18 protein-coding genes and 1 tRNA gene are annotated in these 20,763 nt (G+C 70.7%); 8 read left to right on the plus strand and 11 right to left on the minus strand.

Annotation, left to right across the window (positions count from 1 at the left end; genetic code table 11):
• Window positions 1–170 precede the first annotated feature (170 nt).
• The 6 genes from ACIBCT_RS13795 to ACIBCT_RS13820 all read right to left on the minus strand — a co-directional run bounded on the left by ACIBCT_RS13795 (window position 171) and on the right by ACIBCT_RS13820 (window position 7,059).
• Entirely contained in the window at window positions 171–1,112 is a 942-nt protein-coding gene (locus ACIBCT_RS13795) for a glycosyltransferase (RefSeq protein ID WP_344899047.1), read from the minus strand.
• Window positions 1,109–2,068 (minus strand): sulfotransferase, encoded by a 960-nt coding sequence (locus ACIBCT_RS13800; RefSeq protein ID WP_399188178.1) that lies wholly within the window; start codon window positions 2,066–2,068, stop codon window positions 1,109–1,111. The genes ACIBCT_RS13795 and ACIBCT_RS13800 overlap by 4 nt, the downstream gene beginning before the upstream one ends.
• A 355-nt stretch (window positions 2,069–2,423) precedes the next feature.
• A complete protein-coding gene (gene cysN / locus ACIBCT_RS13805) occupies window positions 2,424–3,686 on the minus strand; it encodes a sulfate adenylyltransferase subunit CysN (protein WP_399188180.1) in 1,263 nt (420 codons plus the stop codon).
• Between the two features lie 175 nt (window positions 3,687–3,861).
• On the minus strand, window positions 3,862–4,776 hold the full coding sequence (gene cysD / locus ACIBCT_RS13810) for a sulfate adenylyltransferase subunit CysD (protein WP_399188182.1): 915 nt from the start codon (window positions 4,774–4,776) through the stop codon (window positions 3,862–3,864).
• 19 nt (window positions 4,777–4,795) lie between these two features.
• A complete protein-coding gene (locus ACIBCT_RS13815) occupies window positions 4,796–5,563 on the minus strand; it encodes a 3'(2'),5'-bisphosphate nucleotidase CysQ (protein ID WP_399188184.1) in 768 nt (255 codons plus the stop codon).
• On the minus strand, window positions 5,563–7,059 hold the full coding sequence (locus ACIBCT_RS13820) for a sugar transferase (RefSeq protein WP_399188185.1): 1,497 nt from the start codon (window positions 7,057–7,059) through the stop codon (window positions 5,563–5,565). Before ACIBCT_RS13820 ends, ACIBCT_RS13815 begins: the two co-directional genes overlap by 1 nt.
• A 99-nt stretch (window positions 7,060–7,158) precedes the next feature.
• Here ACIBCT_RS13820 and ACIBCT_RS13825 point away from each other — a divergent pair, with 99 nt between their 5' ends.
• From ACIBCT_RS13825 to ACIBCT_RS13835, 3 genes are all read left to right on the plus strand, one after another.
• A complete protein-coding gene (locus tag ACIBCT_RS13825) occupies window positions 7,159–7,674 on the plus strand; it encodes an exonuclease (protein ID WP_399188187.1) in 516 nt (171 codons plus the stop codon).
• Window positions 7,671–8,117, plus strand: a complete 447-nt coding sequence (locus ACIBCT_RS13830) for a MarR family winged helix-turn-helix transcriptional regulator (RefSeq protein ID WP_399188189.1) — start codon at window positions 7,671–7,673, stop codon at window positions 8,115–8,117. The genes ACIBCT_RS13825 and ACIBCT_RS13830 overlap by 4 nt, the downstream gene beginning before the upstream one ends.
• A gap of 128 nt (window positions 8,118–8,245) precedes the next feature.
• Window positions 8,246–8,737, plus strand: a complete 492-nt coding sequence (locus ACIBCT_RS13835) for a hypothetical protein (RefSeq protein ID WP_399188191.1) — start codon at window positions 8,246–8,248, stop codon at window positions 8,735–8,737.
• Between the two features lie 195 nt (window positions 8,738–8,932).
• On the opposite strand, the gene pth is transcribed toward ACIBCT_RS13835, so the two are convergent.
• The 5 genes from pth to ACIBCT_RS13860 form a co-directional block, all read right to left on the minus strand.
• Window positions 8,933–9,529, minus strand: coding sequence for an aminoacyl-tRNA hydrolase (pth, locus tag ACIBCT_RS13840; protein ID WP_399188193.1), 597 nt, complete (start codon window positions 9,527–9,529; stop codon window positions 8,933–8,935).
• Window positions 9,530–9,601: 72 nt separating this feature from the next.
• Entirely contained in the window at window positions 9,602–10,216 is a 615-nt protein-coding gene (locus tag ACIBCT_RS13845) for a 50S ribosomal protein L25/general stress protein Ctc (RefSeq protein ID WP_399188196.1), read from the minus strand.
• 369 nt (window positions 10,217–10,585) lie between these two features.
• Complete coding sequence (locus tag ACIBCT_RS13850) at window positions 10,586–11,563, minus strand: ribose-phosphate diphosphokinase (RefSeq protein WP_399188198.1); 978 nt, start codon at window positions 11,561–11,563, stop codon at window positions 10,586–10,588.
• Between the two features lie 75 nt (window positions 11,564–11,638).
• Entirely contained in the window at window positions 11,639–13,093 is a 1,455-nt protein-coding gene (glmU, locus tag ACIBCT_RS13855) for a bifunctional UDP-N-acetylglucosamine diphosphorylase/glucosamine-1-phosphate N-acetyltransferase GlmU (RefSeq protein WP_399188200.1), read from the minus strand.
• A gap of 163 nt (window positions 13,094–13,256) precedes the next feature.
• A tRNA-Gln gene (locus ACIBCT_RS13860) sits at window positions 13,257–13,331 on the minus strand.
• Between the two features lie 322 nt (window positions 13,332–13,653).
• Between ACIBCT_RS13860 and ACIBCT_RS13865 the strand changes: the two genes are divergently transcribed.
• The 5 genes from ACIBCT_RS13865 to ACIBCT_RS13885 all read left to right on the plus strand — a co-directional run bounded on the left by ACIBCT_RS13865 (window position 13,654) and on the right by ACIBCT_RS13885 (window position 20,763).
• On the plus strand, window positions 13,654–14,598 hold the full coding sequence (locus ACIBCT_RS13865; RefSeq protein WP_399188201.1) for an acyl-CoA desaturase: 945 nt from the start codon (window positions 13,654–13,656) through the stop codon (window positions 14,596–14,598).
• 264 nt (window positions 14,599–14,862) lie between these two features.
• Entirely contained in the window at window positions 14,863–15,951 is a 1,089-nt protein-coding gene (locus tag ACIBCT_RS13870) for a TetR family transcriptional regulator (RefSeq protein ID WP_399188203.1), read from the plus strand.
• A gap of 62 nt (window positions 15,952–16,013) precedes the next feature.
• On the plus strand, window positions 16,014–18,077 hold the full coding sequence (locus tag ACIBCT_RS13875; RefSeq protein WP_399188205.1) for an RNA degradosome polyphosphate kinase: 2,064 nt from the start codon (window positions 16,014–16,016) through the stop codon (window positions 18,075–18,077).
• Window positions 18,070–18,981, plus strand: a complete 912-nt coding sequence (locus tag ACIBCT_RS13880; protein ID WP_399188207.1) for an NUDIX domain-containing protein — start codon at window positions 18,070–18,072, stop codon at window positions 18,979–18,981. Before ACIBCT_RS13875 ends, ACIBCT_RS13880 begins: the two co-directional genes overlap by 8 nt.
• A gap of 753 nt (window positions 18,982–19,734) precedes the next feature.
• Window positions 19,735–20,763: a UDP-glucuronic acid decarboxylase family protein gene (locus ACIBCT_RS13885; protein ID WP_399188209.1), complete on the plus strand. Its 1,029-nt coding sequence runs from the start codon at window positions 19,735–19,737 to the stop codon at window positions 20,761–20,763.

The following is a 20,763-nucleotide window of genomic DNA, read 5'->3' on the forward strand; positions in this document are numbered from 1 at the left end:
CGCGCTCGCGAACGGTACCCGCGCGGACGACACGGGCGACGACGACGGCAGCGGCGGCGCCACCGGGAAGGGCGTCACGACGGGCTTCGTCGTGAGGGGCACGGTGAGGAACGGTGCCGTCGCGGGACCGGGGCGGACGGTCGTGCGCGGGTGCTCGGCCAGGGGCGCCATCAGATACCGCGTCCCCGGTGGTGCAGGACGCTGAGCAGGCCCCGCGCGGGGAGCAGCCCGGCCGCGACCGCGAGCGCGATGGGCGCCCGTGGCTCGCCGTGCCGGGCGGTGAACGCCCGCCAGGCCCAGCGGCCCGCCTCCCGCCTCCGGCCCAGGGCCGCGTGGTGGAAGGCGAGCTGACCGTAGACCCGCGCCGCGCCGCGCGGATCCACGGCCAGATCAGGGTGCCGGGCGAGCATCCACTCCAGCCCGGCGATTCGATCGGCCCAGCGGGTCACGTACGCCGACCCGCCCCAGCGCACCCGGACCAGGGGCCGGTCGACGTGCACGATGGGGTGCTGGGCGGCGGCGCGCAGCGCCAGGTCCCAGTCCTCGTTCTGGCCTCCGGGGGCACTCTCGTCCACCCAGAGACCACCGCGCCGGAACACGAACGTCGAGGAGTGCACCATCACCATCCGCGAGCGCACCAGGTGGCGGTAGGTGACGCGGCCGGTCCCGGCCAGGCGGGGGATGCGGCGCGAGCCGTACTCGACCTCGATGGCGCAGCTGGAGAAGCGCGCCCGCGGCTCGGCCTCCAGCGCCGCGACCTGGGCGGTGAGCTTGCCGGGGAGCCACTGGTCGTCGTCGTCGCAGAACGCGACCAGGTCGGTGGCGAGCGCCGCGATGCCGGTGTTGCGGGCGCCGGGCAGGCCGGGGGTGAGCCGGTTGGCCATCACCCGCACCCCGCGCGCGGGCGCGTCCTGCGGGCCGGGGGTCAGCGCCCTGCCGACCAGCAGGTCGGCCACCTGGTCGGCGACCCAGGCCGGGTCGCCCCCGTCCACCACGACCACGACCTCGACGGGACCGGGATGATCCTGGCCGAGCACGGCGAGCGTGGCCGCGCGCAGCTGGTCGGGCCGGTGTCCCCGGGTGGGGATGACGACACCCACCGATGTGTTCACGCGAGTCTCCTGTGGTAACCGTACTTGATCATGAGTGGCCAGGTCAGCGCGGTGACCAGGCGCAGGCGACGGGACGACGCCGCGGCCCGCCAGCCGTCGTCCCTGGTCAGCTCCGTGCGGCCGACCGTGAAGCGCACCGGGTTGCCCGAGGCCGTGTGCGCCGTGGACAGCTCCGCCCAGCCGCCCGAGAGGAAGTCGAGGCGGCACGGGACGCCGATCGCGGCGACCAGGCGCCTGAGCGTGTCGGCGGGGTCGGCGAGCAGGTCCTCGTAGCGGACCCGGGTGACCGGGACGCCCCTGCGGGCCAGCAGCTCCAGCCCGAGGTTCTCGCTCAGCCAGTGCAGCGAGGTCCGGGCGGGCGACCAGTGGGTCATCAGATGGCCGTCCTCGGGGCGCGGGACCCTGCGGCGCCAGGAGTGCGCGACCGCGCGGGGATCGCGGACCACGTGGACGACGTGGACGTCGACCCCGGCCGCCGCCAGGCAGAAGGCCAGGGAGGCGTGCTTGCTGGAGTCGATCACGACCGGGCAGTCGGCGACCTCCCCGGCCGCGTCGTACAGGCGGCGGTGGGCGGCGACGTACTCGTCCAGCTCGGCGGTGCCGGACGCCGGCCACCTGCCGGTGCCCGCCTGCTCCTCGGCCAGCAGCCTGGACAGGGTGGGGATCCGCCGGGTGCGGTCCACCCGCGGCCTGAGCGCGATCATCCTCCGCGCCGTCTCCTCGGACCAGCCGCCGAACGCGCGCTCGCCGACCTTCTCCCAGAAGGGGCACGACCCGAAGGGCTCGCCGCACCCGCACGCCTCGTCCGCGAGCACGCTCCTGGCCCACAGGTGGACGACCTCGCCGAGCGGCGCGATGCCGGGGACCTCACCGAGCAGGCGCTCCAGCAGTGTGGTCCCGCTGCGGCCGAGGCCACCGAGGAAGACCACCCGGGCGGGTGACGGACTATCAGACAAGGCACGAACCCCTACCCCACGGATACGGAACGCGACGAGGCTAGCGCGTAGCGTAACGGAGGGGTCAGAGAACGGACAAAGGATCTACCCACAGGAGGGGGAGGCCACCCTCGCCCTCCACCGCCGCGGGCCGCCTCGTCCTTCACGGCCCGCCCCGCGCCTCCCACACCGCCCCGCCCCGCGCCTCCCGCGGGCCGCCTCGTCCTTCACGGGCCGTCCGGCCCGCCATGGGGTCCGCCCGCCCCGGCCCACCCCGCCCGGAAACGCGGAACGCCCGCGCCCGGACCGTGCCCCTCCCGTCGCGTACGGAAGGAGGCGCGGTCCGGGCGCGGGCGAGGACACCCGGGCGGACGGCCTACCGGGCGTCGACGATCATCCCGGCGCCGACGGTGTTGTTGGTGGCCTCGTCCACGAGGATGAAGCCGCCGGTGAGGCGGTTACGGGCGTAGTCGTCCACGAACAGGGGCTGGGTCACCCGGAGCGAGACGCGCCCGATCTCGTTGAGCCCGAGGGATGCGGCCGTCTCGTCCCGGTGCAGGGTGTTGACGTCCAGGCGGTAGTGCAGCTCCTTGACCAGGGCACGCGCGCTACGGGTGGTGTGCTTGATGATCAGCTTGGAACGCGGGGCCAGCTTGACCGTGTCGGCCATCCAGCAGACCATCGCCTCCAGCTCCTGGGAGACGTGCGGCTGGTTGTTGGGACGGCAGATCATGTCGCCGCGCGAGATGTCGATGTCGTCCTCCAGCCGGAGGGTCACCGACATCGGCGGGAACGCCTCTTCGATCGGCCCGTCGAAGGTGTCGATCGACGCGATACGGGTGGCCAGCCCCGAGGGCAGGTGCATGACCTCGTCCCCGGGCTTGAGCACGCCGCCCGCCACCTGCCCGGCGTAACCGCGGTAGTCGTGCAGGGACGGGTCGGTGGCCCGCTGCGGGCGGATGACGTACTGCACGGGGAAGCGCACGTCGACCAGGTTGCGGTCGGAGGCGATGTGCACGTGCTCCAGGTGGTGCAGCAGGGAGGAGCCGTTGTACCAGGGTGTGTTCTCCGAGCGCGCCACCACGTTGTCGCCGTGCAGCGCCGAGATCGGGATGAACGTCAGGTCCGGCGCGTTGAGCTTGGAGGCGAACGCGGTGAACTCCTCGCGGATCTGCTCGAACCGCTCCTGGGAGTAGTCGACCAGGTCCATCTTGTTGACGGCCAGCACCAGGTGCGGCACCCGCAGCAGGGTGGTCAGGAACGCGTGCCTGCGCGACTGCTCCAGCACGCCCTTGCGGGCGTCGATCAGGACGATGGCCAGGTCGGCGGTGGAGGCGCCGGTGACCATGTTCCGGGTGTACTGGATGTGGCCGGGGGTGTCGGCGATGATGAACTTGCGCCGGGGGGTGGCGAAGTAGCGGTAGGCCACGTCGATGGTGATGCCCTGCTCCCGTTCGGCGCGCAGGCCGTCGGTGAGCAGCGACAGGTCGGTGTACTCGGTGCCGCGGTCGCGGGAGGTGCGCTCGACCGCCTCGAGCTGGTCCTCGAAGATCGCCTTGGAGTCGAAGAGCAACCGTCCGATGAGCGTCGACTTTCCGTCGTCGACGCTTCCCGCCGTAGCAAAGCGAAGGATGTCCATCAGATTCTCGGCAGGAGACCGTCGGTGACCCGACGGGCGGCGCCGTCCCTCCTCGTGAGGTGTCGTTCTTCCGTTTCAAGGGTCAGGTGCCGGCCGCCGGGGGTGCGCGGGCACCCGTCCGGGCCGGGGAGCGGGCGGACCGCCCCGGAGGGGCCTCGCCGCGTGCGCGAGGGCATCAGAAGTAGCCCTCTCGCTTGCGGTCCTCCATGGAGGCCTCGGAGGCGCGGTCGTCGGCGCGGGTGGCGCCGCGCTCGGTGATCCGAGTGACCGCGATCTCGTCGATGATCTCCTCGACCGTCGCGGCGGCGGACTGGACCGCGCCGGTGCAGGTCACGTCGCCGACGGTACGGTAGCGGACCGTCATCTCCACCAGCGGCTCGTCCTCGTCGCGGGTGATGAACTCGCTGTCGGCCAGCAGCATGCCGTCGCGTTCGAAGACCTTGCGGGTGTGGGCGTAGTAGATCGAGGGGATCTCGATGCCCTCGCGGCGGATGTAGTCCCAGATGTCGAGCTCGGTCCAGTTGGAGAGCGGGAAGACCCGGATGTGCTCGCCCTTGCGGATCTTCGCGTTGTAGAGGTTCCACAGCTCGGGGCGCTGGTTCTTCGGGTCCCACTGGCCGAAGTCGTCGCGGAAGGAGAACACCCGCTCCTTGGCGCGGGCCTTCTCCTCGTCGCGGCGGGCGCCGCCGAACACCGCGTCGTACTCGTGCTCCTCGATCGCGTCCAGCAGCGTGGTGGTCTGCAGGCGGTTGCGCGAGGCCCTGCGGCCGGTCTCCTCGACGACGCGGCCGGCGTCGATGGAGTCCTGGACGCTGGCGACGACCAGGCGCGCGCCCAGCTCGGCGGCGCGGCGGTCGCGGAACTCGATGACCTCGGTGAAGTTGTGGCCGGTGTCGACGTGCATCAGCGGGAAGGGGATGGGTGCGGGCCAGAACGCCTTCTCCGCGATGCGGAGCATGACGATGGAGTCCTTGCCCCCCGAGAAGAGCAGACAGGGACGCTCGAACTCGGCCGCGACCTCGCGCATGATGTGGATGGCCTCTGCCTCGAGAACGTCGAGCTGCGACGTGGTGTAGTCGCGCTGAAGCATCTGTCTCTCCTAGCGGGGATTAGCGGTGCAGATCCCGGATTCCGGCGAGCAACGTTGGCGCCAGTCCCGGTAGGGATACCAGGATATCCGGCAGCGACGGGTCAGGCTGGTTGTAGACCAGCGGCGAGCCGTCGACACGGCTCGCGTGGACGCCCGAGGCGAGGGCCACGGCGACCGGCGCGGCCGAGTCCCACTCGTACTGGCCCCCGGCGTGCACGTACGCCTCGACCTGCCCGGTGAGCACCGCGGAGATCTTGGCACCGGCCGACCCGATCGGCACCAGGTCGGCACCGGCGAGCCCGGCGAGGGCGCGGACGAACTCCGGGGGCCGGGTGCGGCTGACCGCGATCCGCGGCCTGGCGTCCGGCCGCGGGGCGGGCGGCACCGGGGGTTGGAGCGTCGAGAGCGTGCGGCCCTGGGCGGGCAGCGCCACGGCCCCGGCCGTCAGCGTGCCGCGCTCCCAGAGCGCGACGTGGACCGCCCAGTCCTCGCGGCCCTCCTCGGCGAACTCCCGGGTGCCGTCGAGCGGGTCGACGATCCAGACCCGCTCGGCGCGGAGCCTGCGCGGGTCGAGGCGCTCCTCGCTCGTCGCCTCCTCCGACAGCACGCTGTCGTCCGGGCGCAGCCGGGACAGGGCCTCCATCAGGAACAGGTGGGAGGCGGTGTCGCCCTCCTTGCGCAGCCCCGAGGGGTCGGCGAAGCCGCGCTCGGCGCGCAGCGCGGTCAGCCTCTCGCCCGCCTCGGTCGCCAGCTCGGCGGCGAGTGCGTGATCGTCGCGAACGGTCATCAGTATGCTCCAGCTCCTCGCGCGACAGCCGACCAGGTCTTCCACAGGATCTGCAGGTCCAGCATGAGGGACCAGCTCTCCACGTAACGCAGGTCCAACCGTACCGATTCCTCCCACGACAGGTCCGAGCGGCCGCTCACCTGCCACAGGCCGGTCATCCCCGGCTTGACCAGCAGGCGGCGGCGGACGTCGTCCCCGTACCGGGCGACCTCCTCGGGCAGCGGCGGCCGGGGGCCCACCAGGGACATGTCGCCCAGCACGACGTTGATCAGCTGGGGCAGCTCGTCCAGGGAGCGGCGGCGCAGCCGGGCGCCCAGCGGGGTCACCCTGGGGTCGTTCCGGATCTTGAAGAGCATGCCCGGGCCGTCGCTGGACAGGGTGATCTTCCGATGCTCCGCGTCGGCGCGCATCGTCCGGAACTTGTAGATCGTGAACTCGGCGCCGTCGCGTCCCACCCTGCGCTGCCGGAAGAGCACGGGACCGGGCCCCGAGGCGCGCACCGCGACCGCCAGGCCCACCAGGAGCGGCAGCAGCACCGCGAGCAGCAGCCCGGCGCCGAGCCGATCGAACAGGTTCTTGAGCAGCCGGCGCAGGCCGGACAGCTCGGGGTGGTCCACGTGCAGCAGCGGCAGCCCGGCCGCGGGACGGATGGTGATCCGCGGCCCGGCCACCTCCATCAGCGCGGGGGCGACGACCAGGTCGGTGTCGCTCTCCTCCAGCCGCCAGGCCAGCCGGCGCAGCGCCGTGCCGTCCATCTCCGGGCAGGCGAGCACGGCCACGGTGTCGGCGCGGACCCGCCCGGCCGCGAGCGCGACGTCGGACAGGTCGCCCAGCACCGGCACGCCCTCCACCTGCCGCGTCCCGCCGGACGGGACGCACACCCCGACGACCTCCAGGCCGTGGTAGCGCTCCCGGCGGAACCGGCGGACCAGCTCGGCGACCGCCACCCGGTGGCCCGCCGCCACGACGCGCCGCATGCAGCCGCCCCGCGCCCGCCTGCGGTGCAGGCAGCGGCGCAGCGCGTACCGTGCCAGCAGGGTGAGCAGCGTGGTCAGCGGCAGCGCCAGCACCACGTACCCGCGGGCCACCTCGGTCTTGGTCAGGTAGGCGCCGACGGCGAGGGCGGCGGTGAGCATGAAGCCGCACTGCAGGATGCGCTGGAACTCCTCCGAGCCCAGGCCGACGAGACGGGCCTCGTAGGCGCGGTTCAGCGCCACCACGCAGACCCAGACCGCGGGCAGGGCCGTGCTCATCACGACGTACGGGAAGACGTAGGCGGTAACCTCGCCGAATCGGAGGATCAGCGCGAGTGCCCCGGCCAGTGCGGCGCAGGCGGTGTCGGCGACGACGGCCATCGCCCGGTGCCCCCGCACCCAGCCCGGCTCGCGCCGGCGCACGGCGGGCACCCCGCCGGCGGCCGGCCCGGGCACCGCACGAATCGCGGTCACGTCGCGCACACGCTCCCCCTGCGTAACCGTTCGCGGACAGACAGTCATGGAATGCTATCGGCGGTTGGAAAGGCCCGAGGGTTGAAGACGGAAACGTACATCTCTGTGGACATAGAGGCCGATGGCCCGATTCCGGGGCCGTACTCGATGATCAGTTTCGGCATGGCGGTGGCCGGGCGGATGACCGGAAGGGTCTTCGAGCCCGTCGACCCGCAGAGCCGCACCTTCTACGCGGAGCTGCGGCCGATCAGCGACGACCACGTCCCCGAGGCGCTCGCGGTGAGCGGGCTGGACCGGGACAGGCTGGTCCGCGAGGGCCGCGACCCGGCCGAGGCGATGCGGGAGGCCGCGGGGTGGATCCGCGAGGCGAGCGGGAACGGCTCGCCGGTGCTGGCGGCCTACCCGCTCTCCTACGACTGGATGTGGATGTACTGGTACTTCATGCGCTTCACCGGCGCCTCGCCGTTCGGGCACTCGCGCTGCATCGACCTCAAGACGCTGTACGCGGCCAAGGCGGGCGTGCCGATCGGCTGGGCCACCAAGCGCCAGATGCCCGCCCACCTGCACTCCGGCCGCCCGCACACCCACAACGCCCTGGACGACGCGGTCGAGCAGGCCGAGCTCCTGCAGAACCTGATGGCCTTCACGAGGGAGGACGGGTGACGGTCGGGAAAGGCCCTTCGGGGCCGCCGGTGACCAGCCCCTCCATCGTGCTGCTCACCCTGGCGCACCGGATCGAGTCCGAGCTGGGCGCCGCCCTGGCTCCGCTCGGGCTGACGGTCAGCAGGCTCGGTCTGCTCGGCCACGTCTCCGCGGTCCCCGGGGCGTCGTTCAGCGACCTGGCGCGGATGTCCGGGATCACCGTCCAGAGCGTCCACACCGCGGTGAAGGCGCTGTCCGCCGCCGGGTTCGTCCGCGACACCACCGCCCGCGCCGGGTCCGCCTCGGCGATCGAGCTCACCCCCGAGGGCACGCGCCTGATGCGGGCGGCGATGGGGGCCGTGTCCGAGGTCGACGAGCGGCTGTTCGGCCCGGACGCCGACCCGATCCAGCGGCGGATCGCCGACACCGTACGCGCCGCCTTCGAAGGTCCCTTCCCGCCCTGAGCAGCGCCGCGGGAGCCGGCCGGGCGACGACGGCGTCCCCGGCCTCCGTCACCGTTCCCTCCCGACCTTCAGGCCGACTGAAAGCACTGCTAGGCTTCAGCCTGACTGAAGGTAGAGGAGGAGAGCCCGTGGAAGGTCTGCTGCTGTCGATCCATGTACTGGCCGGCATCGTGTTCGTCGGGGGTTCGGCCGTCGCGGCGAGCCTGTTCCCCCGCTACGCCCCGGTGGCCGCGGGCGTCGTGGTGAACCCGGCCGCCGTGGGCGCGCCCGCGGGCCCGCGGCCGGAGCCCCAGGAGGAGCGCAGCCGGGCCGTGGCCGTCGCGCTGCACCGCATCACCCGCGTGTACGGCGTCTTCGGCGTCGTGGTGCCCGTCGTGGGGATCGCCCTGGCCCTCGTCCAGGGCCGGATGGACGAGATCTGGGTCAACGTCTCCATGATCCTCACCGCCGGGGCGGGCGGGCTGCTCGCCCTGCAGATCTATCCGCGTCAGCGCGACGCCCTCGCCGACCCCGACGACGGCGGACGGCTGCGGACCCTGAGCATGCTCGCCGGGATCTACAACCTGCTGTGGGCGATCGTCGTGGTCATCATGATCGTCCGCCCGGGCGCCTACCCCTGAGCACTACTCCCGGCCGGTGGCCTCATGGGACCAGGCCGGAGACACCCCGTGAGTCTGCGCCAGGTGAGTCCGCGCCGGCGACTGGACCGAGGAGGGCGTGGTCGTGAGGAACGAGCGACCACGCCCGACGAGGGAAGGAGCCGGATCCGAGCGGACTCACCGCGACGCGCCAGCGTCGCCATGAGATGTCTATCGCTAGCGGGGCGGGCCGGAGACGTTCAGGTCGATGCCGTGGAAGGCGTTCTGGGTCGGCTCCAGGCCGGCCTTGATCAGCGACTCCACCATGTCGGCGGCCCGGTCGACCAGGAACCCCAGGTCCTTGCGCTCGGCGGTGGCGAAGTCACGCAGGACGTAGGAGGCGGCGTCCATCCGGCCCGGCGGACGGCCGATGCCGAACCGCACCCGGAGGTAGTCCTTGGTCGCCAGGGACTTGGTGATCGACTTCAGCCCGTTGTGGCCGTTGTCGCCACCGCCCAGCTTGGCCCTCAGCGCTCCGTACGGGACGTCCAGCTCGTCGTGGACCGCGATCACGCGGGCCGGTTCCACCTTGTAGAAGTCGGCCAGGGCCTTGGTCGGCCCTCCGGAGAGGTTCATGAAGGAGAGCGGCTTGGCCAGCACGGCGGGAGCTCCCGCCAGACGGCCCTCCAGCACCTCCGCGCGCGACCTGTGCGCCTTGAACCGCCCGCCGGCCCGCGCGGCGAGCTCGTCGAGCACCATGAACCCCGCGTTGTGCCGGTTCCCGGCGTACTCAGGCCCGGGGTTTCCCAAACCCACGACCAACCAGCGGTCCACGATGTGATCCCTTTCATGCGCGCGTCAGGGCGGCTCGCACGCGAGCCGCCCTGACAGGTCCGGCAGAGAAGGCTACTCGGCGTTCTCGTTGTCGTCGCCCGTGGCGGCCAGGGCGGCCGGGGAGGTGGCGGTGTCGGCGTCGGGCTCGGGCTCGGCGACCGGGGTCGGGGCCACGATCAGGACCAGCGCCTCGGGTTCGGCGGCCAGGGTGGTGCCCTCGGGCAGCTTCAGGTCGGCGGCGGTGATCTGCGTGCCGATCTCCAGGCCCTCGACGTCGACCTCGACGCCCTCGGGGATGTGCGTGGCCTCGGTCTCGACGGAGATGGAGACGAGCTGCTGGTCGAGGATGCCGTCGGCGACCTCGCCCACCACGGTGACCGGGATCTCGACGGTGACCTTCTCGCCACGCCTGACCAGGATGAGGTCCACGTGCTCCAGGAAGCCCTTGATCGGGTCACGCTGGACGCCCTTGGGGAGCGCGAGCTCGGTGACCGCGCCCTCGAGGCGGATCAGCACGTTCGGCGTACGCAGGGCGAGCAGCAGGTCGTGACCGGGCAGCGACAGGTGCTGGGGCTCGGTGCCATGTCCGTACAGGACGACGGGTACCTTGCTCTCGCGGCGGATCTTGCGCGCGGCGCCTTTTCCGAACTTGTCACGGAGCTCGGTGGTGATTACCACTTCGGACACGGCTGATCTCCTAGGGATCTCGGGAGCGGAAAAGGTGCGCTCCCCCTCACCCGCCCTAGCGGAAGGCGTTACGAGCGCACACAATCCCTCAACCATACAGTGTCATGGCGACGCTGCGCGTCGCGGTGAGATGTGCTCATGGCGACGCTGCGCGTCGCGGTGAGACCGCTCTGATCCGGCTCCTTCCCTCGTCGAGGAGGATCGCTCGTTCCTCGCGATCCTCCTCTCCTCGGTCCAGTCGCCGGCGCGGTCTCACTGGGGTCCCTGGGGGGCTTGATCGGGCGGGGGTAACCGACGCAGAGCATGAGGGCGCCCGGGAACAAAGGCTGGGCGCTCCCGGGCGGTGGTGAGGATCGATCGGGTGTGGGGTCAGCTGTCGCCTTCGAAGAGGCTGGTGACGGAGCCGTCGTTGAAGACCTCGGTGATCGCGCGGGCGATGAGGGGGGCTATCGACAGGACCGTGAGCTTGTCGAACCGCTTGTCCTCGGGGAGCGGCACCGTGTTGGTGACGATGACCTCGGAGATCTGCGAGTTCTTCAGCCGGTCGACCGCGGGGTCGGAGAAGACCGCGTGGGTGGCGGCCACGACCACGTTGGTGGCGCCCTGCTCGTAGAGCGCGCCGGCGGCCTTGCAGATCGTGCCCGCGGTGTCGATCATGTCGTCGATCAGCACGCAGGTACGGCCCCGCACCCGGCCGACGACCTCGTTCACCTTCACCTGGTTGGCCACGTCGAGGTCGCGGCGCTTGTGGATGAAGGCCAGCGGGGTGCCGAGGGTGTCGGCCCAACGCTCCGAGAGCCGCACCCGGCCGGTGTCGGGCGAGACGACCGTGGTGTTCTCCAGGTCCAGCTTGTCCTTGAGGTAGTTCACCAGGACGGGCATGGCGAACAGGTGGTCCACCGGGCCGTCGAAGAAGCCCTGGATCTGGGAGGTGTGCAGGTCGATCGACATCAGCCGGTCGGCGCCCGCGGTCTTGAACATGTCCGCCATGAGCCGGGCGGTGATGGGCTCGCGTCCCTTGCTCTTCTTGTCCTGGCGGGCGTAGCCGTAGAACGGCATGATCACGGTGATCCGCTTGGCGGACGCGCGCTTGAGGGCGTCCACCATGATCAGCTGTTCCATGATCCACTGGTTGATCGGCCAGGTGTGGCTCTGCATGACGAACGCGTCGCAGCCGCGGACGGACTCCTGGTAGCGGGCGTAGATCTCACCGTTGGCGAAGTCGCGCAGCGTGGTCGGCGTCGCGCCCACCCCCAGGTGACTGGAGATCTCGTCCGCCAGTTCCGGGTGCGAGCGACCGGAGAAGAACATCAGGTTCTTCTCACCGGTCTGCTTGATACCGCTCATGCCGTCCTCCTCGCCTGACGGCACGCCGATGTCCGCGCGATGCCGCCGCCGTACCCACCGGGCCGCTCGCTTCGCTCACTCACTCTGGCTCCCCTGCTGTTTCCCGGTCTCGGCGGCGCCCAGCGCCGCCTTGGCCGATCTGGTGCCCGCGCGCCTGCGCACGACCCACCCTTCGATGTTGCGCTGCCGTCCGCGGGCCACACCGATGGCCCCGGGGGGCACGTCGGCGTCGATCACCGAGCCCGCGGCCGTGTAGGCGCCGTCGCCGATGGTCACCGGCGCGACGAGCATGGTGTCGCACCCGACGAAGGCGTGCTCGCCCACCGTCGTGTGGTGCTTGTCGACCCCGTCGTAGTTGACGAAGATCGCCGAGGCGCCGATGTTGGCCCCGGCGCCGATGGTGGCGTCGCCCACGTAGCTCAGGTGCGGGACCTTGGCGCCCTCGCCCACCCGGGCGTTCTTCATCTCCACGTACGTGCCGGCCTTGGCCTTGCGGGCCAGCACGGTGCCCGGCCGCAGGTAGGCGTACGGCCCGACCAGGGCCTCGGGGCCGATCTCCGCCTCGACGCAGACGGCGTTGCGGACCAGCGCCCCCTCGCCGACGACCGTGTCGGTGAGCGTGGTGGCGGGGCCGACCTCGGCGCCCTCGGCGATCCGGGTACGGCCGTGCAGCTGGGTGCCGGGATGGAGCACCACGTCGGGTTCGAGGACGACGTCCACGTCGACCCAGGTGGTGGCGGGATCGATCACGGTCACCCCGGCCCGCATGTGCGCCTCCAGCAGGCGCGCGTTGAGCACCTTGCGGGCGAAGGCGAGCTGCACGCGGTCGTTGACGCCCTCCACCTCCACGTAGTCGGCCGCGATGTGCGCGCCGACCCGGTGCCCGTCCTCGCGGAGGATGGCGAGGACGTCGGTGAGGTACTCCTCGCCCTGGGCGTTGGAGGCGGAGACCCGCTTGACGGCGTCGGCCAGCAGGGTGCCGTCGAAGGCGTAGACGCCGGAGTTCATCTCCCGGATCGCCCGCTCCCGCGCGTCGGCGTCCTTCTCCTCGACGATCTTCAGGACCGCCCCGGAGGCGTCGCGGACGATCCGGCCGTACCCGTACGGGTCGGGGACCTCGGCGGTCAGCACGGTGACGGCGTTGCCGTCCTCGCCGTGCCGGTCCAGCAGGGCCGCCAGGGTCTCGGTCCGCAGGAGCGGCGTGTCACCGTAGGTCACCAGGACGGTGCCGCCGATGGTGCCCACGGTCTCCAGGACGGTCCGGACCGCGTGGCCGGTGCCCTTCTGCTCGGCCTGGACGACGGTCTGCACGTCGGGGCCGGTGCCGGCCAGGTGTGCCCGGACCCGTTCCCGTTCGTGACCGATGACGACGATGAGCCGTTCGGGTTCGAGCCCCCTGGCGGCGGCGAGCATGTGGTCGACCAGACTGCGGCCGCACAGCTCATGAAGAATCTTCGGTGTTCTCGACTTCATCCGGGTGCCCTCACCGGCGGCGAGGACGATGACGGCTGCCGGGCGCGGCACACTCACGGACGAGGCTCCCTCGGCGTCGCGGCTGAGACATGGCGAAGCGCGATGACGGATGGCCATCCCCGGGGCACGGCGCCGTCACCTGCTCGACAACGTGAGGATACCTCTCCCCCCTGGGACCCACCCAGCCGACCAGGCTGATCAATAAACCAGACAGGAGGGATGGCTCCGGCACCAGGACTCGAACCTGGACAACAAGGACCAAAACCTTGCGGGCTGCCAATTACCCAATGCCGGACCGACCAGGCGATCGGGGACAGGGCCCGCACACCCGGCCCCCCTACGATACAGAGCCTTCCGCGCCGTACGCGCCCCTGTTCGCACGCCCGTCCCCCGGCGATCGGGACCGGCCCGGACGCCCGTCGGCGGGCGTGCTGTCGTTTAGCAGGTCGAGGGCGGGTAGGAGACAGGGTGAACCCGACATGGCATCAGGCATGACATCAGGCCGGGGAGCCGTCTTTCATACTTTCGGCGCTCATGCATTCCTAACTTACGATGGCGTAGGTTACGGTGGCGTAGCCACATGAGTTTGTTCTTTCCGAGTCACCGCGAGGTAGCGCATGACCGTCATCGAAGAACGTCCTGCTCCAGGACCCAAATCCGACGTCGACCCCGAGCGGAAGACCCTGCCCGAGATCATCACCTTCGGCGTGGTCGTCGGCGCCCCGCTGGTCGCCCTGCTGGTGGCGATCCCGTTCGCCTGGGGCTGGGGTCTGGGCTGGTCCGACGTCTTGATCGCGGGCGTCTTCTACGTGGTCACCGGGCTGGGCGTCACCGTCGGCCTGCACCGCCACTTCACGCACGGCTCGTTCAAGGCCAAGCGCCCTCTGAAGATCGCGCTGGGCATCGCGGGCAGCCTCGCGATGGAGATGTCGGTGCTCGACTGGGTGGCCACCCACCGCAAGCACCACAAGTTCTCCGACAAGGACGGCGACCCGCACTCGCCGTGGCGCTTCGGCACCGGCTTCGTGGCCGTGTCCAAGGGCCTGCTGTGGGCGCACATGGGCTGGCTGTTCGAGACCGACCGCGCCAACCGCCAGAAGTACGCCCCCGACCTGGTCAAGGACCCGGACATCGTCCGGCTGCACAAGCTCTTCCCGGTGCTGGCGATCACCACGATCGTCGCGCCCGCCCTGCTGGGCGGCCTGCTGACCTGGTCGTGGTGGGGCATGGCGACCGGCTTCTTCTGGGGCACGCTGGTCCGGATCGGCCTGCTGCACCACGTGACCTGGTCGATCAACTCGATCTGCCACGTCTTCGGCGAGGAGGTCTTCGAGTCCCGTGACAAGTCGCGCAACGTGTGGTGGCTGGCCATCCCGTCCTTCGGCGAGTCCTGGCACAACCTTCACCACTCCGACCCCACCTGCGCCCGGCACGGCGCCCTGAAGGGGCAGATCGACCTCAGCGCCGGCGTCATCCGCATGTTCGAGAAGGCCGGCTGGGCCTACGACGTCCGCTGGCCCACTCCCGAGCGCCTCGCCGCCAAGCGCATCGCCACCACCTGACCGGACACGGACCGGGCCCCTGGGACCAGACCGTCCACCGGTCTTCCGAACGCCCCGATCTCTTTTCCCGAGGGACTCCCGTGAGGCCGCGCCGGCGACTGGACCGAGGAGAGGGGAATCGTGAGGAACGAGCGATCCCCCTCGACGAGGGAAGGAGCCGGATCTGAGCGGCCTCACAGCGACGCGCTAGCGTCGCCATGAGCACAGCGCCGGATCTGAGCGGCCTCACCGCGACGCGCTGGCGTCGCAATGAAACAGGTCATTATGAGAACCGTGAGTGAACCCCGTCGGCGCATGTCAGGTAAGGAACGCCGGGAACAGCTGATTCAGATCAGCAGGACCCTCTTCGCGGAGAAGGGGTTCGACGGCACCTCGGTGGAGGAGATCGCGGCGACCGCCAACGTCTCCAAACCGGTGGTCTACGAGCACTTCGGCGGCAAGGAGGGCGTGTACGCGGTCGTCGTCGACCGGGAGATGCAGAAGTTGCTCGGCATGGTGACCGAGGCCTTGTCCGCCTCGCACTCGCTGATCAAGCTGGAACGGGCGGCCCTGGCCCTGCTGGCCTATGTGGAGGAGAACAGCGAGGGGTTCCGCATCCTGGTGCGCGACTCGCACGCCGCCTCCGGGACCGGCACCTTCGCCAGCCTGATCAACGACATCGCCAGCCAGGTCGAGGACGTCATGGTCGACGAGTTCGCCGAGCGGGGGTACGAGCCCACCCTGGCCCCGATGTACGCCCAGATGCTGGTGGGCATGGTGGCGCTGACCGGCCAGTGGTGGCTGGACGTGCGGACCCCTCCGCGGCAGGAGGTCGCCGCGCACCTGGTGAACCTGGCGTGGAACGGCCTGACCGGCCTGGCCGCGGCCCCCCGGCTGACCTCGACCTCGCGCGACCTGGAACAGCGGCCGGTCCCGGCGCCGCAGCGCGCCGGGGAGCCGCCCGCGTCCCAGCCGCATGCGCGTCCCGCGTCCCAGGTGCCGGCCCGTACGGACAAGGAGCTCCGCGAGCTGGCCAAGGCGCGCGAGCGGGAGTCCAGGGAGCAGGAGAAGGCCCGCGAGCGTGAGCGGCGCGAGGCCGAGAAGGCCGCCCGCGAGCAGGAGAAGGCCCGGCTACGCGACCTGCGCGAGCAGGAGAAGGCCCGTGAACGCGAGCGGCGCGAGGCCGAGAAGGCCGCCCGCGAGCAGGAGAAGATCCGCCTGCGCGACCTGCGCGAGCAGGAGAAGGCGTGGGAGCGTGAGCTCAAGGAGCAGGAGAGGGCGCGCCTGAAGGAGGCCAGGGCGGCCGGGCGCGGCGAGGTCAAGGGGGCCGACGTCTTTTCCCAAGAACGGGCAAAGATCGAGACGAGCGGGTAAGCAACAGCGCCCGTTGAGACGAAATTAACGTTCCGTTCAACCAAAGCGGGCATTCTGGTCATATGTCCGCTGAACCCACCCAACCCACCCCTGACGGGCTCCCCCTGGCGCAGGACCGCTTCCTGAACCGGGAGGAGAGCTGGCTCCAGTTCAACCAGCGCGTTCTGGAGATGGCCGAGGATCCGTCCCTGCCCCTCCTGGAACGGGTGCGGTTCCTGGCCATCTTCGCCAGCAACCTGGACGAGTTCTTCCGGGTACGGGTGGCCGGGCTGAAACGGCGGATGGCCACCGGCCTGCTGCTGCGTACCAAGAGCGGGCTGAAGCCCCGCGAGGAGCTGGCCAGGATCGCGGCGATCGCCAACGATCTGGCCCAGCGGCAGTCGGCCTGCTTCTACGAGCGGATCTGCCCGCAGCTGAGCGCGGTGGGCATCGAGATCGTGCGCTGGGACGACCTGGGCCGCGACGAGCGCACCGAGATGCGCAAGCTGTTCCGGGAGCGGATCAGGCCGGTGCTGACGCCGCTGGCCGTCGACCCCGCCCACCCCTTCCCCTACATCTCGGGCCTGTCGCTGAACCTGGCCGTCACCGTGCGCAACCCGACGACCGGCAACACGGTCTTCGCCCGGGTCAAGGTGCCCAGCCAGCTCCCCCGCTTCGTCACCGCGTCCACGAACCGGTTCGTCCCGCTGGAGGACGTGATCGCCGCCCACCTGGGGCAGCTGTTCAAGGGCATGGAGGTCGTCGAGCACCACGTCTTCCGGGTGACCCGGAACGAGGACCTCGACGTCGACGAGGACGTCACCGAGAACCTCATGCAGGCGCTGGAGCGCGAGCTGCTCAAGCGCCGCTTCGGCCCGCCGGTCCGGCTGGAGGTGGAGGAGACCATCACGCCCGAGGTGCTGGAACTGCTGGTGGACGAGCTGGGCGTGGCCGACCACGAGATCTACCGGCTGCCCGGGCCGCTGGACCTGACCGGGCTGCACGCGATCGCCGACCTGGACCGGGGCGAGCTGAGCTTCCGCCCTTTCGTCCCGGCCGAGGTCGTGCACGTCGAGGACGACATCTTCGCGGTGCTGCGCGAGCGGGACGTGCTGCTGCACCACCCCTACGACTCGTTCTCCACCAGCGTGCAGCGCTTCATCGAGCAGGCCGCCGCCGACCCGGCCGTGCTGGCCATCAAGCAGACGCTCTACCGCACCAGCGGTGACTCGCCGATCGTGGACGCGCTGATCGACGCGGCCGAGGCGGGCAAGCAGGTCGTGGTGGTCGTGGAGATCAAGGCCAGGTTCGACGAGCACGCCAACATCACCTGGGCGCGCAAGCTGGAGCGGGCCGGGTGCCACGTGGTCTACGGCGTCGTGGGGCTGAAGACCCACTGCAAGCTGGCCCTGGTCGTACGGCAGGAGTCCTCGGGCGAGCTGCGCAGCTACTGCCACATCGGCACGGGGAACTACAACCCCAAGACCGCCAGGCTGTACGAGGACCTGGGCCTGCTCACCGCCGACCGGCTGGTCGGCGAGGACGTCACGGACCTGTTCATCCACCTGACCGGCTACTCCAACCACTCCGCCTACCGGCGGCTGCTGGTCGCCCCGCACTCGCTGCGCGGCGGGCTGCTGGCCAGGATCGAGCGGGAGATCTCCCACCACGAGGCCGGCCGCCCGGCCAGCATCAGGATGAAGACGAACTCCCTGGTCGACGAGCCGATCATCGACGCCCTCTACCGGGCCTCGAACGCCGGCGTGCCGGTCGACCTGTGGGTGCGGGGGGTGTGCACGCTCCGGCCGGGCGTCCCGGGCATGTCGGAGAACATCCGGGTCAGGAGCGTGCTGGGCCGCTTCCTGGAACACTCGCGGATCTACGAGTTCGGACACGGGCGCCGCCCGGAGATCTGGATCGGCAGCGGCGACATGATGCGCCGTAACATCGAACGGCGCGTGGAGGCGCTGGTCAAGGTCTCCAGCCAGCAGCAGCGGAACTACCTCAGCGACCTGCTGGACCGGGCCATGGCCGACGAGACCGCCACCTGGTGGCTCAACCCGGACGGGACCTGGACCCGGCACCCCGGTGACGACCTGCAGACCTATCTGATCGGCACGCGCAGGTGGAGGACGATCGATGACTGACGACGGCCGCGAGCCGGACGACCTGATCCGCGCGGCCGGAGCGCTCGTGTGGCGCGGTTCCCCGGACGCCCCCGAGGTCGCCCTCGTCCACCGGCCCGCGTACGACGACTGGTCGTTCCCCAAGGGGAAGCTCAAGCGCGGCGAGCACGCCGTCGCCGGGGCGCTGCGCGAGGTGGCCGAGGAGACCGGGCTGACCGTGGAGCTGGGCCGGTCGCTGCCGCCGACCCGCTACATCCACCGCGGGCGGCCCAAGCGGGTCGAGCACTGGGTGGCCAGGATGGTCGCCGAGGGGCCGTTCACCCCCGGTGACGAGGTCGACGAGGTGGCCTGGCTGCCGGTGCGGGAGGCCGGGCGGCGCCTGAGCTACGAGGCGGACGTCGTGCTGCTGCGCGCGTTCGGCGAGGTCTCCCCGGCGACCACCCCGCTCGTCCTGGTCCGGCACGCCCTGGCCGGCAGCCGCAAGGAGTGGAAGGGCGACGACGACGAGCGGCCGCTGGACAAGAACGGCCGCAGGCAGGCCGAGACGCTGGCGGGCCTGCTGGGCGCCTTCGGCCCGGCGGAACTGGTCAGCTCCCCCAGCGAGCGGTGCGTGCGGACGCTACAGCCGTACGCCGAACGGTCCGGCCTGCCGGTGCGGCTGGAACCGGCCCTGTCGGAGAGCCGCTACGACCCCGACGCCTGCCTGCGCCTGGTCACCGAGGCCCTGGCCTCGGACCGGTCCGTGGCGCTGTGCAGCCACGGCAAGGTCCTGCCGGAGCTGATCTCCGGGATCGACGGCCTGGCCGGCGGCGGCACCGGCGACCGGCCCGGCCGGCTGGGCGACGGGAAGCTGCGCAAGGGCGCGTTCATGGTGCTGCACCACACCGGGGGCGTCGTCGTGGCCGCGGACGACTACCCCGTCTGACACGCGCGTCCCCTGGAGCCGTCGGACGCCTCCCGGGCCTTCCGGGGGGCACCGGCCGCCTCAGGGGACACGGGCCTGCCTCGGGGGCAGGGCGCCCCTGCGGGCACGTGTGCGAGAGGCGGGTTCCGGGCCGCGCAGCCCGGAACCCGCCTTTCGTCCGTCTCGCCGCCGGATGATCCGGCACCGTCACCTGACCCCGAAAACGGATCGCCGAATACTTCGGTAAGACCAGACCGAATCAACGGCAACATTCGTCCGCGCGTTCCGGGCCGGACAGGAGCAGGCGCTTTGGAACGTGCACGGCCATATTCACCGGCGCCGCGAATACCCGTCGTGAGCGGCGGGAACGGCGACACCCCTTCGTCGCGCCCATCCGGACGTCGATGTTTTAGGTCCATATCGGCTGACCGCTTTAACCAATGAATAGGCAGTTTGTGGCACTATGTGGGCATATGTCCTACTTGATTGAATGACCGGCAATCTATACGCTCCCGAAATATCGGAGTCCGGGGACTTTCGATAAAAAGATACTTTCACGTGAAAAAATGCTTCTCACCTGCGGGACCGCGTCACGGAACAGCCGACAGTGCGGTCTTCTCGACTGACCCGGGAGTCAAGATTCACCGTTCGATTTCTGCATGCGCAAAAATCCCGACAGTTCACTGAGACCCGCCACGTAGGCCGTACGGCCTCCTCGAAGATTTTCGGGCTCGCCCCCGCGAGCGCCACGCTCTTATCTTCCGGGAAGGGCACATGAACCATCCCCACATCGCCATCACGGGTGGCGCCGGATTCCTCGGCTCCCATCTGTGTGAACGCCTCCTGGGGGAGGGATACCACGTCACCTGCGTGGACAACTTCTCCACGGGATCGACGACCAACGTCGAGCACCTCATGCCCCGTACGGGGTTCCGGATGCTCCGCGCCGACGTGTCCCTGCATCTCAGAGTTCCCGAAGAACTGGACGCGATTCTTCATCTCGCCTCCCCGGCCTCTCCCACCGACTACCTGCGGCTGCCGATCGACACGCTGCGCGTCGGTTCCAGCGGGACGTTCAACGCGCTGGAGCTCGCCAAGGAGAAGGGGGCGCGGTTCCTGCTCGCCTCGACCTCCGAGGCCTACGGCGACCCGCTGGTCCACCCGCAGCCCGAGGGCTACTGGGGCAACGTCAACCCGATCGGGCCGCGGGGAGTGTACGACGAGGCGAAACGCTTCGCGGAGGCGATGACGATGGCCTACCGGCGTGCCGGTGACGTCGACACGGCGATCGTGCGGATCTTCAACACGTTCGGCCCGCGGATGCGTCCCTTCGACGGCAGGGCCATCCCCACCTTCATCCGGCAGGCGCTCCGCGGCGAGCCCGTCACCGTCTCCGGGGACGGCAGCCAGACCAGGTCGATCTGTTACGTGGACGACCTGATCGACGGGATCGTCCGCATGCTCAACTCCAACCTCGAAGGGCCGATCAACCTCGGCAACCCGCACGAGATCTCGATGCTGGACCTCGCCGAGTGGATCAAACGGCTCACCGGCTCGTCCTCCGAGATCGCCTTCGTCCCGCGTCCGCAGGACGACCCCTCGGTGCGGTGCCCCGACATCACGCTGGCCCGCACCCGGCTGGGCTGGACCCCCCGCGTCCCCATCGAGGAGGGCCTGGAACGGACCGTGGAATGGTTCCGCGCCCATCCGGGCCTGTGGGACGACGAGGCGTCCGCCGGCGGGACGGCACCCGGGCGGCCGGGCACCGGGCCGCTGGCGGCCCCGGTCCCCGCGGCCCAGTAG

The sequence above is a fragment of the Streptosporangium sp. NPDC050855 genome, assembly GCF_044456585.1.
Lineage (GTDB): Bacteria > Actinomycetota > Actinomycetes > Streptosporangiales > Streptosporangiaceae > Streptosporangium > Streptosporangium longisporum.